Annotated in this window: 17 protein-coding genes; 7 read left to right on the top strand and 10 right to left on the bottom strand. The window is 56.9% G+C overall.

Translation table 11 applies throughout. The features are described 5' to 3' along the window. Positions 1-3 precede the first annotated feature (3 nt). Positions 4-1056: a MaoC family dehydratase gene (locus tag ABWH92_RS07335; protein ID WP_375573503.1), complete on the bottom strand. Its 1053-nt coding sequence runs from the start codon at positions 1054-1056 to the stop codon at positions 4-6. 107 nt (positions 1057-1163) lie between these two features. Between ABWH92_RS07335 and ABWH92_RS07330 the strand changes: the two genes are divergently transcribed. Genes ABWH92_RS07330 through ABWH92_RS07320 form a run of 3 tightly spaced genes read left to right on the top strand, consistent with a single transcriptional unit; the run spans position 1164 to position 3048 of the window. Then, positions 1164-1808, top strand: a complete 645-nt coding sequence (locus ABWH92_RS07330) for a DUF938 domain-containing protein (protein WP_375573502.1) — start codon at positions 1164-1166, stop codon at positions 1806-1808. Further along, entirely contained in the window at positions 1805-2665 is an 861-nt protein-coding gene (locus tag ABWH92_RS07325) for a hypothetical protein (protein WP_375573500.1), read from the top strand. The genes ABWH92_RS07330 and ABWH92_RS07325 overlap by 4 nt, the downstream gene beginning before the upstream one ends. Continuing rightward, positions 2662-3048, top strand: coding sequence for a RidA family protein (locus ABWH92_RS07320; RefSeq protein WP_375573498.1), 387 nt, complete (start codon positions 2662-2664; stop codon positions 3046-3048). Before ABWH92_RS07325 ends, ABWH92_RS07320 begins: the two co-directional genes overlap by 4 nt. A 15-nt stretch (positions 3049-3063) precedes the next feature. Here ABWH92_RS07320 and ABWH92_RS07315 read toward each other — a convergent pair whose 3' ends face one another. The 6 genes from ABWH92_RS07315 to ccmA all read right to left on the bottom strand — a co-directional run bounded on the left by ABWH92_RS07315 (position 3064) and on the right by ccmA (position 6633). After that, positions 3064-3618 (bottom strand): hypothetical protein, encoded by a 555-nt coding sequence (locus ABWH92_RS07315; protein WP_375573496.1) that lies wholly within the window; start codon positions 3616-3618, stop codon positions 3064-3066. Between the two features lie 9 nt (positions 3619-3627). Further along, on the bottom strand, positions 3628-4230 hold the full coding sequence (locus ABWH92_RS07310) for a DsbE family thiol:disulfide interchange protein (protein WP_375573494.1): 603 nt from the start codon (positions 4228-4230) through the stop codon (positions 3628-3630). Beyond that, the gene (ccmD, locus tag ABWH92_RS07305; protein WP_375573492.1) at positions 4227-4397 is read right to left on the bottom strand and encodes a heme exporter protein CcmD; all 171 of its coding nucleotides are present in this window, start codon (positions 4395-4397) and stop codon (positions 4227-4229) included. The genes ABWH92_RS07310 and ccmD overlap by 4 nt, the downstream gene beginning before the upstream one ends. After that, entirely contained in the window at positions 4397-5164 is a 768-nt protein-coding gene (locus ABWH92_RS07300; RefSeq protein WP_375573490.1) for a heme ABC transporter permease, read from the bottom strand. Before ABWH92_RS07300 ends, ccmD begins: the two co-directional genes overlap by 1 nt. 111 nt (positions 5165-5275) lie before the next feature. Continuing rightward, entirely contained in the window at positions 5276-5944 is a 669-nt protein-coding gene (gene ccmB / locus ABWH92_RS07295) for a heme exporter protein CcmB (RefSeq protein ID WP_375573489.1), read from the bottom strand. After that, positions 5941-6633 (bottom strand): heme ABC exporter ATP-binding protein CcmA, encoded by a 693-nt coding sequence (ccmA, locus tag ABWH92_RS07290; protein ID WP_375573488.1) that lies wholly within the window; start codon positions 6631-6633, stop codon positions 5941-5943. The genes ccmB and ccmA overlap by 4 nt, the downstream gene beginning before the upstream one ends. A gap of 108 nt (positions 6634-6741) precedes the next feature. Here ccmA and ABWH92_RS07285 point away from each other — a divergent pair, with 108 nt between their 5' ends. Next, on the top strand, positions 6742-7806 hold the full coding sequence (locus ABWH92_RS07285) for a glycosyltransferase family 4 protein (protein ID WP_375573486.1): 1065 nt from the start codon (positions 6742-6744) through the stop codon (positions 7804-7806). Between the two features lie 5 nt (positions 7807-7811). Here ABWH92_RS07285 and ABWH92_RS07280 read toward each other — a convergent pair whose 3' ends face one another. Continuing rightward, entirely contained in the window at positions 7812-8585 is a 774-nt protein-coding gene (locus ABWH92_RS07280) for an FkbM family methyltransferase (protein ID WP_375573484.1), read from the bottom strand. A 262-nt stretch (positions 8586-8847) separates the two neighbouring features. Here ABWH92_RS07280 and acnA point away from each other — a divergent pair, with 262 nt between their 5' ends. The 3 genes from acnA (at position 8848) to ABWH92_RS07265 (ending at position 13105) form a co-directional block, all read left to right on the top strand. Then, complete coding sequence (acnA, locus tag ABWH92_RS07275) at positions 8848-11520, top strand: aconitate hydratase AcnA (RefSeq protein ID WP_375573482.1); 2673 nt, start codon at positions 8848-8850, stop codon at positions 11518-11520. Between the two features lie 109 nt (positions 11521-11629). Next, the gene (locus ABWH92_RS07270) at positions 11630-12679 is read left to right on the top strand and encodes an alcohol dehydrogenase family protein (RefSeq protein ID WP_375573480.1); all 1050 of its coding nucleotides are present in this window, start codon (positions 11630-11632) and stop codon (positions 12677-12679) included. Positions 12680-12748: 69 nt separating this feature from the next. Further along, entirely contained in the window at positions 12749-13105 is a 357-nt protein-coding gene (locus ABWH92_RS07265; protein ID WP_375573479.1) for a GNAT family N-acetyltransferase, read from the top strand. Here ABWH92_RS07265 and ABWH92_RS07260 read toward each other — a convergent pair. Beyond that, positions 13102-14406: a class I SAM-dependent methyltransferase gene (locus tag ABWH92_RS07260; protein ID WP_375573478.1), complete on the bottom strand. Its 1305-nt coding sequence runs from the start codon at positions 14404-14406 to the stop codon at positions 13102-13104. The two genes, ABWH92_RS07265 and ABWH92_RS07260, sit on opposite strands and share 4 nt — an antisense overlap. A 24-nt stretch (positions 14407-14430) precedes the next feature. Next, entirely contained in the window at positions 14431-14865 is a 435-nt protein-coding gene (locus ABWH92_RS07255) for an ion channel (protein WP_375573476.1), read from the bottom strand. Between the last annotated feature and the right edge of the window lie 29 nt (positions 14866-14894).

Here is a 14894-nt window from a genome sequence, read left to right as displayed (position 1 = left end):
AACTCATCGCCTCGGCAGCACGAACCAAGCATCAAAATCCAAGATCACGCCGTCGGCATAGCCATCATCGCTCTTGTAGGGAAAATCAGCGCAAGGGAGATCTTTGGTGGCGACCAGCCGCATACGTGTCGCGCCGACGTCCGTGCGCCCTGCAATCTCGGCCTGATCTAAAACTTCGCTCCAGGCATAGACCGTGTCGCCCGCAAACAGCGGCGCGACATGCCGACCGCCATTGATGGCCGCCAGATGAAACGCGTTACCACAGCCATTGAAGGCAAGTGCCCGCGCGAGCGAAATCACGTGCCCGCCATAGATGAGCCGTCGCCCAAAGCGGCCTTGCCCTTCGGTATGTTGGTTGAAATGCACTTTGGCGGTGTTCTGGTAGAGCCGGGTGGCGAGCATGTGATCGCTCTCTTCCACCGTCATGCCGTCCACATGGTCGATCTTCTCGCCAACCTCGTAGTCATCCCAGAAGAAGTCAGAACCTGACAGAGACGCATCCCACTTAGCGATATCCAACGCAGGCACAGCCTTGCCGAGAGCAGACGCATCGACGGCGCTTGCAAGGTCCGGCACCTGTGGCTCAGGCGCGGCGTTGGCTGCATCGCGTTTCCGCACCATCACCCAGCGCACATAGGAAAGCATCGTTTCGCCGCGCTGATTGCTGCCTGTGGTGCGCACATAGACCGTGCCGGTCTTGCCGTTGGAGTTCTCTTTGACGCCGATTACTTCGCTCACCGAGGTCAGCGTGTCACCGGGATAAACGGCCGCATGAAACACTCCCTCGGCATAGCCGAGATTGGCAACAGCGTTGAGAGAGATATCCGGAACGGTTTTGCCGAAGACGGCATGGAACACCAGCAGATCGTCCAGCGGTGCCTGAGGGTAGCCAATACGCTGCGCAAAACTGTCTGCCGATTGCACCGCATAGCGGGTGCCGTAAAGCGCGCGGTAAAGGCTGGCATCGCCAGTGGTCAATGTTAAGGGCGTGGCATGGTGGAGCATCCGCCCAACGGAGAAATCCTCAAAGAAATTGCCCGCATTCGTCTTCGACATGCTTCTGCCAACTCCCAAGCTGTGCCATCAGTTGGGTTGATGTGAACTGCCATGCTGCACTGCGGCAAGAGCGACTTTAGGGTGGCGACCCAAATGGCCGAGAAACGATGAACGAACCTAGGCACTCTTTTGCTGAACGTGGCGAGGTCGATGACGGTCGCCTTTTTGCACCGGCGGCAGCGCGCAATATCGATGCAATCCTTGAGGCTCTGGTGCCCCACCTCCCCGCGTCCGGCAATGCACTTGAAGTGGCCTCAGGCACCGGTGAGCATGTTGTACGCCTAGCTAAGGCAACCCCTGACCTGATCTGGCACCCATCCGACATTGATGGTGAACGGCTAACAAGCATCACCGCGTGGACAATTCAAAGCGGCGCAACCAACGTGCGCGCGCCGTCTGCCTACAACGCTGTTGAGCGGACTTGGGACGGTATCCCAATGGATGCGGTGTTCCTGTCCAACCTCACCCACCTCATTTCAGATCAGGCGGCTACAAACCTGCTCACCCACCTTTCCGGAGCGTTGGCGGCGGGTGGATTGCTTGCCATCTACGGCCCTTTCAAACGCGGCGCGGACTATGCCAGCGAGGGTGATGAACGTTTTGACGCTAGCATTCGTGCCGAGCGGCCCGAAGCTGGTTACAAGGACATCGGCTGGGTGGAGCATCAACTAGCAAGCAACCGCCTGAAGCATCAAGACACCATCGCCATGCCTGCCAACAATCTGATGACCATCTGGACCCAACCGCTATGATCCCCAGCTATAAACAATCCCGCCTTGCGCTTGCCTGCCTCGCTCTTTCGTTGCCAAGCAGTCTGCTGCAAGCGCAGACGATAGACGTCGCCCAGCTATCTGGCGGGATCGATCTGACGATTACGATCCTGGCAGACGAAAATGCTCAGGTGCTTGCTGCCAACGGAACCGAAATCCTGCGCGCTCCGGCGATCACCATCGACCTCGACTTGGTGGACGTCAACGGCGAGATGGCTGGGTTGATTGTTCAAGCTGCCGCTGAGGATCCAGCTTGCCCTGCATCGCCGTATGGGGTGACCATCGAATTTGGGCAGCCTTGGCTGCAAGGCCCCATCGGACAACCCTGCATCCCCTATGCAAGCGCAGCCTACCCAGGCGGCGCGATCCTTTTCAGCCCTCCCGAACTCTATCGAGATGGTGACGTTGTCATGTTCGACTTGGAACAAGGTCCCTACCGCCTCGGCCCAATCACATACGCCCCACAACCAGATCGTGGTTGGGACGCGCTGGATGGCGAAGTCGGAGGTTACAATGATCTCAGTGCCATTGACCTCTATGCCTCGCAGCCCGTTTACGATGCGCTGTTGGAAACATGGCAGGATGAGCTTGGCATCTTTGCGCGCCACCTTGGCAGCCGCACAATACCTGTGATCGAGGGGAACTTTCTGTTGCAAACGGGCTGTCTGCCCGGTCAGTGCGCGTTCGCGATTGGCATGCTTGCCGTCGATCCAGCAAGTGAGCAAGTCTATTCCGCCTTCCTCAACGAGGGCGCGCCCGCCACCCGCCCACCTCTGGAACAGTGGAGCAGCGACGCGCAAGAGATCTACGAGCGTTGGTCAGCGGGAGAGTTTCGTTGAGCCGAACACTGATCTCGTCCGGCTCGCCCTTCGAAAAAGAGGCCGGATATTCACGCGCGGTGGTCGACGGGAATTGGGTGTTTGTGTCCGGCACCACCGGCTACGACTACACCGCGATGACAATGCCTGAGGGTATGGAAGCGCAAACCCGCAACACCTTCATCACGATCCAAAACGTATTGGAAGAGGCTAGCGCAGCCATGGCCGACATTGTGCGCGTGCGCTACTACATCACCAAACGCAGCGATGCTGCCGCCTTGATGAAAGTAGCCGGCGATGTGCTTGGCGACATTCGCCCAGCGGCCACACTGATCATCTGCGATCTTTTGGAAGAAGAGATGCTGGTGGAAATCGACGTAACGGCGAAGCGTTCGACCGGGTAACGTGGTGTCCACGCCTTATTTTTTGCCGCGATTGAGCCGCTTCAACACCGGATCGATGAGGTCCGGGCGGTAGTCCATGATGAACTGCATCACCTTACGACCGCCGCCATAGACAAACAGCGAAGGGATCCAAAGACCCTTTGCCCCAAACATAAAGCGGGTGAAGCGGCTCTGTGGGATGCGGCCATCCAGCAAGATGAGCCATACGCCACGCACGACCAATTCCCCCACATGCTCCCACCGAAATTCAGTGGTGCCAAAACCAAGCCGCATCCGGTGAACGGTTTCGCCATCGGTCGTCGCAAGCGGTGTTCGCAAAAGAATGGCCTTTGCGAACTGGAAGCCGGGCCATATGAAAACAGCGCCGAGCGCTAGGAAAACCAGTGCCAAAACAGCCGTCAGCGGTGTGGCTGTGGCGCTTGGCGTTACAAACATCAGATAATGCGGCAGGGCGACCAGAGCGAGACCGACAGTGATCAGAAACAGCGCCAATATCCCGCCCTTGATGGGCGAAACGTATAGCGCTGTGATCTTATCGGTTGGTGGCTTTGTTTTCAGCTTGGCATTCATGCCAGCGGCTTAAGACGCGGGCGCCGCCGCTGCAAGCGCCTCTTCGATAATGGGAAGAAATGTCTCCTCAACATCGCGGGCGTCAAACACACCAATGTGCTTGTAAAGGATCACACCATCGGTGCCGATGATGAAGGTTTCCGGCACACCATAAACACCCCATTCGATGGATGCCCGGCCGTTCGGATCAACACCGATCCGGTCATAGGGGTTACCAAGCGTTGCCAAAAACCGGCGCGCATCGGCTGGTTGATCTTTCTGGTTGATCCCGATGATCTGGAAGCGATCATCGCCCGATAGCTGCATCAGCATGGGGTGCTCTTGGCGACAGGGTGCGCACCAGCTGGCAAAGATATTGAGCAACGTCACCTGACCTTCAAGGTGATCCGGCCCAAAGCCCGGCACACCGCTGTCCTCCAGCCGTGGCAGCGCCACAGCTGGCACCTGCTGACCGATCAGAGCCGAGGGGATTTCATTGGCCTGGCCGCCGAACACAAGTTGGTAGCCAAACACACCGCCCAGCGCCAGGAACACGAGCAAAGGTGCAAGCGCCAGCCAGTTCACCTTGCGCTTGGGCGCGTCTGTCGATTGATCCACACTTTGCTCGCTCATGAGATCTCTTTGGCACGCGAGACATCAACACCTTGCGCTTCAAGTTCGGCGAGTTGAGCATCCAAAGCTTTGCGGTCACGCCAAATCCAAAACACGAGACCAGCAAACCCAAGGATGCCTGCAAGCCAGGAAAAGGCAATGAATCCAAAATGGTGATCAATGACCATCAGGCTGTGCTCCCTTGCGGCACCACTGATTGCTCCGGCGCAACACGGCGCGCAGCACGCATCTGCATGGCGCGGATACGGCGCCGCTTCAGTTCATTCTCCATGGCCGCAAAGTGCAGATAGAAAAAGACCAGCATGAACCCGACCGCGCATATCAGCAGCGGGTAGAGCATCGCTGGATAGATGGTCGGCCCATCCACCCGGAACACAGAGGCCGGTTGGTGCAGCGTGTACCACCAATCGACGGAGAACTTGATGATCGGCAGATTGATCGCGCCAACCAACGTGATGATCGCAGTGACCTTGCCAGCTTTGATGGGCTCTTCAATCGCCTGCCACAGCGCGATGATGCCGAGATACACCAGAAAGAGAATGAGAACGCTGGTCAGCCGCGCATCCCAGACCCACCAGGTGTTCCACATTGGCTTGCCCCAGAGCGATCCTGTGATGAGGCATATCGCCGTGAACGTCGCGCCAATGGGGGCCAGTGCCTTGGCAGATACATCGGCCATTGGGTGCTTAAAACCAAGTGTTCCGATCGCTGACAGCGCCATCATCGAATAGGCCATCATCGCAAGCCAGGCCATCGGTACATGAAGATACATGATACGGATCGTTTCGCCCTGCTGATAGTCAGCCGGTGCCGTGACGAACGCGCCGTAAAGGCCAGCGGCCAACGTGATCAGCCCAAGGCCGAGAAGCCATGGTTTCACAGCGCGCGAAAAGCGCATCACCCGCGTCGGATTGGCATAGTCCAGAATGCCCATAAGAGCCTTCGCATCCTCTTGTTTTGCCAGCTAGCGTTGAGCAAGGCGCTTAGCATGCCAGTGGCGGGCTATCCAGTTACAGGCGTTGGTTAGGCCTCTGAGGTCGAAACCTTATCCATCCCCAATCTTTAACGTCGCCGCCGCACCCAACGTGCCGATGACCGCATAGATGAGGCTGGTTGCCGTTAGCAACGCGAAGGGCGGCCAAAACGGATCAGGCTCAACAATGGCAGCACGGGTGGCAGCAACACCGAAGATAAGTACCGGAATGGAAAAGGGTAGAATGATGACCGACATCAAAAGAGCGCCGCGACGCAAAGTCACAGCAAGCGCCGCCCCCACTGCCCCCAGAAAGGACAGCGCCGGCGTGCCTACTGCGAGTGTCGCCGTCAGCGCCAAGATCGCCCTGGGCTCCAGTGCCAGAAGCAGCGAAAGCAACGGCGTCACAAGAACCAAGGGCAAGCTAGACCCAAGCCAGTGGGCAATGACCTTGGCAATCACAAAGCTTGAAACCGGGCTGTCGGTCAGACGCAGCAAATCGAGCGCGCCATCATCCTTGTCGGATTGAAAAAGCCGCTCCAAACCGATCAGCGTGGCAAGCAGCGCTCCAATCCACATGATTGCAGGCCCGATGCGCGAGAGCAGATTGAGGTCAGGTCCAACGCCGAACGGGATCGTAACGATCACCGCCAGAAAAAACAGCGTGCCAGTCAGCGCCCCTCCGCCGACGCGAGTTGCCAGCCGCACGTCGCGTGCGATCAACGCCCGGAAAGCGCTCATGCGGGTTCACTTTCCAACCAGTAGGATTCGGCATCGCTCACGGCCTGTTCACCGCCCCGGCCATGGGCAGGGTAATCCCCCAGATCAAGCGTTCTGAGGTTTTGTAGGTCCAACATTGTGTGCGTGGCAGCAATCACAATACCACCAGATGCCCGATGGGCCTCCACCAATGACAGGAACCGAGTGGTCGAAGCTACATCCAGTGCCGCCGTTGGTTCATCAAGCAACCAGATAGGTCTCGGCGCAACCAGCAGCCGAGCCAACGCTACCCGCCTTTTCTGCCCCTGCGAGAGAATGGCAGCGGGCAAATCAATCACATGGCCAACACCAAGCTGATCTAGGGACTCAGAAATTGAAAAACCGGAACCGCCAAAGTACGCGGTCCAAAAATCAAGATTTTGCCGAACGGTCAGTGCACCCTTCAACCCATCTTGGTGCCCACCCAAATGCACCAAAGCGTTACGCGGCAAGTCGCTATCCGCCCCCTCGACTGACATGACCAGATCACCGGCCGTTGGTTCCGCCAAGCCTGCCAGTACCCGTAACAGTGAGGTCTTGCCCGATCCGTTAGGCCCGACAAGTGCCACCGCATCGCCACCGGAAAGCTCCAGCGACAGCCCAGCGACCAGCGCCCGCTCACCGCGCGACAGCGCCAGTTGTGTCATCACCAATCGCGCATCAGACCACATAGCCTATCCTTGCGCCCATAGCGCTTGCGTCCAGGAGGCAACTGAGATTGGTTGCCACGCACAAATGTTCTGAGTTTTCGACACCTAACACCAAGACCTGGGAACTGTATGTCCACACGTATTGCTATCGTCTGCCCTATCGCAAGTGGCGGAGGCATAACAGAGGCGTTCTTCAATAGCCTTGAGATGCTGCAACGCGAGGGCGCAACGCCAATTGCCATCGTGCCCGAGCAGTTCAGATTTCTGGAACGCCTTGAGGCGACTGATTTGGAGCACCACACCATCAAAGGATTGGAGCGCGGTGGGACGTGGAACTTTTTGCTGCAAACCAGGCGACTTCGACAAGCAATCAAACGTACCAAACCGGATATCCTGGTTTTGAACAATGGTCGTCATGTCGCTGCACAGAAGCGCGCCAATCCGGGCCTTCCCATTGTCGCAATCTACCATGGTGGCAAAACGCAGCGCTACGCCAAAGCCGATCGCATCATTACCATCAATGATGACCAGCGCGGTTACATGATCAGCATGGGCTACCCAGCTGACCGCGTGGTGGTGGTAGATAACGCTCTTCCGCTAGAGACGTTGCCACCCTACGTTGCACGTCAATCACGCGCAAATCCACCGACGGTAGGCACTCTGCGTTTGCTGGAGCCAGCTAAAGGGATCGATACGCTTATCGAGGCAATCGCTGAACTTGCTGGGCGCGGTCTACGCCTAGAGACGCGTATCGGCTCGAACGGATCGCAAAAAGAGAAACTTATAGCGCTGGCAAAACGGCTTGGCGTCCAAGACCTGGTTCATTTCGATGGATGGATAGAGGACAAAGATGCCTATTTCGATGCAATGGACATCTATGTGCTGCCGTCGCGGGCTGAGGAGTGGGGCATCGGTGTTGTTGAAGCCAACGCCGCTCGCCTGCCGGTGATTGCAACGAACACCCTGGGACCAAAACGCATAGTGGAGCACGACGTCACTGGGCTATTGGTGCCCAAGGAAGATCCAGCTGCGATGGCAGATGCAATCGCCGCGGTTGCTAGCGATACAGAGCTTGCAGAACGCCTAGCAAAAGCTGGGTATGAGCGCTGCGCAGAGCGTTATCTTCTGCCAAAAATCGCGCCCATTTTTTTCCACGAGATTACGCACGTACTTACAAAGGAAAAAAGCAAATAGCCTGCTCAGTTTTTCAAAAAGTAGTGGTCGAAATCGACGGTAGCGACGTGATCAAAACCACGTTCGTTCATCCATGTTTTTAGCGCAGGTGCGTTGTCTGTGAAGCTCTCAATTTGAAACAAGCAAGCATTGTTGGCGATAGTCGCCTCCATGCCAGCCAATACCTTCATTTCGCTGCCCTCTACATCAATCTTAGCAACAACAAGCGCATCCTTCAGCGGAGCCATGCTATCTATCTGGTCGGCTTCCACAACCGTTTCACCGGCAAGACCACCGTCACCAGCTTCAGTCATTCGCGATCCACCTCGATTAGCACTGTCAGCCATGAAAAAGCGAATTTGACCCGGTGCATCTGACGCGGCTTTCTCGATCAGTGTGATCTGATCCAACAGATCGTTGATGAAAAGGTTGGCTTTCAGTTGAACTAGATTCACCGGGTCTGGTTCAAACGCGATCACTTGGTCGGCCAGTCCCTGCCGTGCCAGCATCATACTGTAGAGGGCACCATGCGCACCAATATCCAAAAACACTGTTTTTTGGCCAGGTGTTCGTGCCGTTTTGATCTGCCGCTTCAGCATGTCGACTTGGGCAGGCTCCCAAGCGCCTTTGATAAGAAGATTACGATCTACTGAGTTCTTCTGATCAAGCAGAAACAATAGCCCCATACGCTTTTCCACCAGGTAGCGATGTTTGAACAGCTTTGCGTAGCGACGCAACAAACTTGGAATCAAACGCCGCAAGAATGGGAAACGCGCAATGAGCGGTGCGGGTGACATCATAGAAGAATGCGTCCTTTGCGCATTGGCAGACCGCAAGACGTCGAAAGTCATAGCACCAATCGTTTTTGGCATAAGACTATCTTTGGCCGCGACCTTTGTTGCCCTTTGAAAGCCTTATAAAACCGGTTATCTGAAGCGCAACCTGCCAAAATCGGGAACGCAGGAACCAAGTGCAGACCAACCAACCGGATTGACTGGCCGGAAACCATGGCAGCACAGGTGAAAACCCGCCAGACACAGTTTTTCACACGATAGGACGCCGATGTCGCTCGATAGCTTCAAGTCTCGCCAGACCCTGACCGCAGGCGGTCAGACGGTCACCGTCTACAACCTTTTGGAAGCCGAGAAGAACGGCTTGCAAGGCGTTTCCAAACTGCCTTACTCATTGAAGGTGCTGCTGGAAAACCTGCTGCGCCATGAAGATGCAAAAACGGTGCACAAGGCCGACATCGAAGCGATGAGCACCTGGGCCAAAGAGCGCACCTCCACCCAGGAGATCGCCTACCGCCCGGCTCGCGTGCTGATGCAGGACTTCACCGGCGTGCCCGCCGTGGTCGATCTGGCAGCCATGCGCGATGGCATTGTCGCGCTCGGCGGTGATGCGGAGAAGATCAACCCGCTTAACCCCGTTGACCTGGTTATCGACCACTCGGTGATGATCGATGAGTTCGGCAACCCGCGCGCCTTCCAGATGAATGTGGACCGCGAATATGAGCGCAACATGGAGCGTTACACGTTCCTAAAATGGGGTCAGAAGGCGTTCAACAATTTCCGCGTCGTGCCCCCAGGCACCGGCATTTGCCACCAGGTGAATGTTGAATATCTCGCCCAGGTCGTTTGGACAGATGAGCAGGACGGCGAAACGATTGCTTATCCCGACACGCTGGTCGGCACCGACAGTCACACCACCATGGTCAACGGTATGGCCGTGCTCGGTTGGGGCGTGGGCGGTATTGAAGCCGAGGCTGCCATGCTCGGCCAGCCGATCTCCATGCTGATCCCAGAAGTGGTGGGCTTCAAGCTGACCGGTGAAATGGTCGAAGGCACCACCGCCACTGATCTGGTGCTCAAAGTCGTGCAGATGCTGCGCGAAAAAGGCGTGGTCGGCAAATTGGTTGAGTTCTACGGCGACGGGCTGGATCGTCTGCCTCTGCCAGACCGCGCAACCATTGCCAACATGGCACCTGAATACGGCGCGACCTGCGGTTTCTTCCCCATTGATGATGAGACACTGCGCTACATGCACATGTCCGGTCGCTCCGAAGAGCGCATCAAGCTCGTTGAAGAATACGCCAAAACCTGCGGCTTCTGGCGCGATGACAGCGTCGAGCCGATCTTCACCGATACGCTGGAACTGGATATGGGCACCATCCGTGCAGCCATCTCCGGCCCCAAACGCCCGCAAGACTTTGTGGCACTGACCGAAGCGTCTTCAGCTTTCAAAAAAGAAATGGCCGAAACCTTCAAGCGTCCGCTCAACAAAGAAGTACCGGTTGATGGCGAAGACTATGCCATGTCGTCCGGCAAGGTGGTGATCGCGTCCATCACCTCCTGCACCAACACCTCCAACCCTTATGTGATGATCGGCGCCGGCCTGGTGGCCCGCAAAGCTCGCGAGAAAGGCCTAGACCGCAAGCCTTGGGTGAAAACGTCTCTGGCCCCAGGCTCAAAAGTTGTGTCGGAGTATCTTGAGGCTGCTGGCCTACAGGACGATCTCGATGCCATCGGCTTCAACCTTGTTGGCTATGGCTGCACCACCTGCATTGGTAACTCCGGTCCGCTTCAGGAGGAAATTTCCAAAGCCATCAATGATGGTGACCTGGTGGCCACATCGGTGTTGTCCGGCAACCGCAACTTTGAAGGCCGCATCAGCCCGGATGTGCGCGCCAACTATCTGGCCTCACCGCCATTGGTTGTCGCCTACGCGCTAGCCGGCGACATGAACATGGACCTGACACGCGAGCCCATTGGCCAGGACAAAGACGGCAACGATGTTTATCTGAAAGACATTTGGCCAACCCAGGCTGAGATTTCTCACCTCGTCCACCAAACGGTGACCCGTGAAGCCTTCCAGAGCAAGTATGCCGAAGTCTTCGAGGGTGATGAAAAATGGCAGGGCGTGGAAACCACCGACAGCCAGACCTATGATTGGCCGCCAGCCTCCACCTATGTGCAGAACCCACCCTACTTTAAGGACATGTCCAAGGAGCCGGGCAAGATTTCTGACATTGAAAATGCCCGCGTGATGGCGATCCTGGGTGATATGATCACCACCGATCACATCTCCCCTGCTGGTGCCTTCAAGGAAACCACACCTGCTGGTCAATACCTCACAGAACGCCAAGTGCCGGTGCGTGAGTTCAACTCCTACGGCTCACGTCGCGGCAATCACGAGATCATGATGCGCGGCACCTTTGCCAACATTCGCATCAAGAACGAGATGCTCGACAATGTCGAAGGCGGCTACACGCTGGGTCCAGATGGCGAGAAAACCTCCATCTATGAAGCTGCTATGGCGTGGAAAGAACAGGGCGTGCCGCTGGTCGTCTTCGGCGGCGAGCAGTATGGCGCAGGTTCCTCACGTGACTGGGCGGCCAAGGGCACCAACCTTCTTGGCGTGAAAGCGGTGATTGCGGAAAGCTTTGAGCGTATCCACCGTTCCAACCTGGTTGGCATGGGCGTGATCCCGTTTGAGTTCACTGGCGATGACAGCCGCAAATCGCTGAACTTGAAAGGCGATGAGATCGTTTCGATCCACGGGCTGTCTGGTGACTTGAAGCCACGCCAGAACGTAAAGGCCACCATCGAGTACCCCGATGGCACCAAGAAAGAGATCGAACTGCTCTGCCGGATCGATACCGAGGTTGAGATCGAATATGTCGAGCATGGCGGCGTGCTGCACTATGTGCTGCGCAACCTCGCCGCTGCAGCCTAAGGCATCACGCTTCTAAGCCATTGCAAACGCCGGAGTGAAAACTCCGGCGTTTTTCGTGGGCCATGTAAAGCTTTCACGGTCTTGCCCACGTCATTCAAGGACCTTCACCATGTCGCAGACCAGAATGACGGGCGTGCAACTCATCGCCCATGGCGGGCCAGAAACACTGGTTCTCAACAGGGCCATCCCGATCCCCATCGCGGGAAAAGGTGATGTGGTGATCCAGGTAGCGGCAGCTGGCGTCAACAACACCGACATCAACACGCGCATCGGTTGGTACTCCAAAAACGATGCAGATCCTGATGATGCAGCTTGGAATGGAAAAGCACTTCAGTTGCCCCGCATCCAGGGTGCGGATGTATGCGGTACCATCGTTGCGGTTGGTGAGGGCGTCAATCCAAAACGGATCAGCGAACGGGTTCTGGTTGAGCCAAGCTTGCAGGTGGTTGATGGGCGAGCGCTCGAAACACCTCAGTATTTCGGTTCAGAATGTGATGGAGGCTTTGCACAGTTCACCAAAGTGGCATCGGTACACGCTCATACCATCGACAGCCCTCTTTCTGATATCGAGCTGGCTTCTTTTCCGTGCTCCTACTCAACCGCAGAAAACATGCTCACCAGGGCATCCGTTGGCCAAAGTGACAAAGTGCTGATTACTGGTGCATCAGGCGGGGTAGGGTCAGCGGCCATTCAACTGGCCAAAGCGCGCGGCGCAGATGTTATAGCCGTTACCAGCCCTGCCAAAGCAGAAACGCTACGCAAGCTTGGCGCATCGAGAACGATCTCGCGCAACGAAAACCTGGTCGAAGCGCTTGGATCCAGCAGCATTGATGTCGTCATCGATCTTGTTGCAGGCCCAACCTGGCCTCAACTGCTGGAGGTTCTCCGGCCTAAGGGGCGCTATGCCGTGTCGGGTGCCATAGGTGGGCCGCTTGTCGAGCTTGATGTGCGCACGCTCTACCTGAAAGACCTCGGCCTTTTCGGCTGCACAGTGCTGGAGCCAGAGGTTTTCGGCAACCTAGTTTCAAAGATTGAGTTTGGTGCTATCCAGCCGTTGGTCGCGCAGACATTCCCACTGGAAAAGATAGCGGAAGCACAAGACGTATTCTTGAAGAAAAGCCATATTGGAAAAATCGTTCTGACCATTCCTCAACACTGACGCTGGTCCTTGCCCTACCCCATACGCACCATTGCCGCTGATCAGACCCTGGTCTTCAGGCAAAGATATATGTGGCCGGATAAGCCACTCGATCATGTCAAAGTACCCGGTGACGAGACCGCTCTGCACCTTGGCGCCTTCGACCGGGAGAACCTGATCGGCGTCGCATCCTTCTTTCATGAACCACCGGGCATGCGGCTGCGCAAACTGGCCGTCGCACCCGACCATCGCGGGGCGGGACTTGGCTCGCAGCTGGTTCAAGAAGGGACGAAGCTCGCCAGGGAACAAGGCCATACCCAGCTCTGGTGCGACGCCAGACAAACCGCGCGCGGGTTTTATGAAGCACTGGGTTTCACGCTCGACGAAGAAGTCTTCGAAAAATCGGGGCTAGCCTACCATGTTGCCCGCCTCAGCCTCTGCGGCTAGCCGCCATAAATATCAAACCGCGTTGGTGGCACCGATGTGAAGCCTTTGGGCGATTTGCTGGCAAGCGTCTGATAGAGCCGCGCCGACCCGCGTTGAAACGCGAACGAGCACCCAGCCAGATAGGCCGCCCAGATACGGTAGGTCTCTGGTCCCACCATCGCTTCGGCTTCATCACGTCGCTTGTACAAGCGCTCGCACCATGCCCGCGTCGTCTTCTGGTAATGCTGGCGCAGCGCCTCCACATCCTGAACCTCAAAACCAGCGATCTCCATCTGCGACAGCGTATGCCCGATATCGTCCAGCTCTCCGCCGGGGAAGATGTACTTCTGCAAGGCCCGCTGCTCAGGACGGCTGGAAAACTTGCGTTTCTTGCGCTTCGCCCCGCGTGAAATCGCATGGTTCATAAACAGCCCACCAGGCTTTAGAAGGCGTTGAACGGTCGCGAAGTATTCGGGGATGTTGGCCAACCCGATATGCTCATACATGCCGACGGAGGATATTTTGTCGAACGCGCCATCCATCTCGCGATAGTCCTTCAGGTGCAGGTTCACCTGATCAGCGATACCAAGTCGCTCCACTTTCGCCTGCGCGAAAGCAAGCTGCTCCTCTGAGAGCGTCACGCCATGCCCTTCAACGCCGTAGTTTTGAACCGCATGGCAAAGCAGTCCACCCCAACCGCAACCGATATCGAGCATCACATCGCCCGGCTTCAGCCGCAGCTTCCGGCAAATGAGGTCAAGCTTGTTAACCTGCGCGTCCTCAAGGCTGGCGTCCCAGCTGGGATAGTGGGCGCAGGAATACTGCATTTCCGGGTCCAGAAAGAGCTGGTAGAAATCATTGCCCACATCATAGTGAAACTGGATAAAGCGCTTGTTGTCGCCCGCTTTGCGGCCTTGACCCTCTGCGTCACCCGCGAAATCGCGCGTCGCATCCGGGTGATCTCCCTTGGCGAAGAAGAACGGAGCAAGGCTGCGCACAAGCGTGCCTTTGGCCAGACGTTTGAACGCCCGGCGTTTCTCGCGATCATGAGCAAGCGGCTCAGCCAGATCAATCAACGACCCGCCCTCCACTTCTATCCCGCCTTTGGCATAGTGACGCAGCAACCGATCTAAGCTCGGACGGTGGAGGATGGACGACACAACACCGGGTGACGCTATCTTAATGGCCAAGCCTGGCACCGGGTTCTCGCCGAGCGGCTCCAGCGATCCATCCCATAGCCGCAGCGAGAAATGGGCGTTCACACCCTGGCGGACCTGTGCGGCGATCTGCCGAGCAGCCATAAGTTGCTTTGCATCGCCCATGCCGTTCGCCCCGCTTAAGTCGCTCTACTGAAATCGTCCGCGCTGGCGTTGGCGTGTCTGATGCAGCGTTTCAACAAGCATAGCGGTCAAAAGCCCGAACATCAAAAGACCGTTGGACGCCGCCATCCCGCCGAGAAGCCGCCACTCCACTGGCAGCAACACATCGCCATACCCAAGCGTCGTAAACACCACCAGCGAGAAGTAGACCGACGCTTCAAACGTGACGAAAATCTCCAAAAGGCGCAGCGCAATCGCCCACACCCAAACAGAGCCCATGACCAACACGACGGTCCAAAGCATGACCAGGCACAAGAGCGTTGCAAGCTTTGGCCCATGGGGCGCACGGATGACCCAGTCGTGGGTGCGCAGAAGAAACGCCTCAAGGCCCCACCAGGCGAGCGCGGCCATGATGGCTGTCAACACGATCAGGCCGCTTCCAAGAGTCAATTGAACGAACATGCTGGGCGCCTTCAAACACATGGCAGTCT

This window comes from Ahrensia marina (assembly GCF_042140245.1).
Lineage (GTDB): Bacteria > Pseudomonadota > Alphaproteobacteria > Rhizobiales > MH13 > MH13.
The sequence above is the reverse complement of the archived record's forward strand: the minus strand, read 5'-3'. Positions and strand labels throughout refer to the sequence as shown.

What these genes read in the sequence shown, in the direction of transcription:
- ccmA (WP_375573488.1), bottom strand. Translation starts at nt 6,633, where the DNA reads ATGTGGTCTGATGCGCGATTGGTGATGACACAACTGGCGCTGTCGCGC.
- ABWH92_RS07300 (WP_375573490.1), bottom strand. Translation starts at nt 5,164, where the DNA reads ATGGGCATTCTGGACTATGCCAATCCGACGCGGGTGATGCGCTTTTCG.
- ABWH92_RS07260 (WP_375573478.1), bottom strand. Translation starts at nt 14,406, where the DNA reads ATGGGCGATGCAAAGCAACTTATGGCTGCTCGGCAGATCGCCGCACAG.
- ABWH92_RS07265 (WP_375573479.1), top strand. Translation starts at nt 12,749, where the DNA reads ATGTGGCCGGATAAGCCACTCGATCATGTCAAAGTACCCGGTGACGAG.
- ccmD (WP_375573492.1), bottom strand. Translation starts at nt 4,397, where the DNA reads ATGGTCATTGATCACCATTTTGGATTCATTGCCTTTTCCTGGCTTGCA.
- ABWH92_RS07270 (WP_375573480.1), top strand. Translation starts at nt 11,630, where the DNA reads ATGTCGCAGACCAGAATGACGGGCGTGCAACTCATCGCCCATGGCGGG.
- ABWH92_RS07330 (WP_375573502.1), top strand. Translation starts at nt 1,164, where the DNA reads ATGAACGAACCTAGGCACTCTTTTGCTGAACGTGGCGAGGTCGATGAC.
- ABWH92_RS07325 (WP_375573500.1), top strand. Translation starts at nt 1,805, where the DNA reads ATGATCCCCAGCTATAAACAATCCCGCCTTGCGCTTGCCTGCCTCGCT.
- acnA (WP_375573482.1), top strand. Translation starts at nt 8,848, where the DNA reads ATGTCGCTCGATAGCTTCAAGTCTCGCCAGACCCTGACCGCAGGCGGT.
- ABWH92_RS07255 (WP_375573476.1), bottom strand. Translation starts at nt 14,865, where the DNA reads ATGTTCGTTCAATTGACTCTTGGAAGCGGCCTGATCGTGTTGACAGCC.
- ccmB (WP_375573489.1), bottom strand. Translation starts at nt 5,944, where the DNA reads ATGAGCGCTTTCCGGGCGTTGATCGCACGCGACGTGCGGCTGGCAACT.
- ABWH92_RS07280 (WP_375573484.1), bottom strand. Translation starts at nt 8,585, where the DNA reads ATGATGTCACCCGCACCGCTCATTGCGCGTTTCCCATTCTTGCGGCGT.
- ABWH92_RS07335 (WP_375573503.1), bottom strand. Translation starts at nt 1,056, where the DNA reads ATGTCGAAGACGAATGCGGGCAATTTCTTTGAGGATTTCTCCGTTGGG.
- ABWH92_RS07285 (WP_375573486.1), top strand. Translation starts at nt 6,742, where the DNA reads ATGTCCACACGTATTGCTATCGTCTGCCCTATCGCAAGTGGCGGAGGC.
- ABWH92_RS07315 (WP_375573496.1), bottom strand. Translation starts at nt 3,618, where the DNA reads ATGAATGCCAAGCTGAAAACAAAGCCACCAACCGATAAGATCACAGCG.
- ABWH92_RS07310 (WP_375573494.1), bottom strand. Translation starts at nt 4,230, where the DNA reads ATGAGCGAGCAAAGTGTGGATCAATCGACAGACGCGCCCAAGCGCAAG.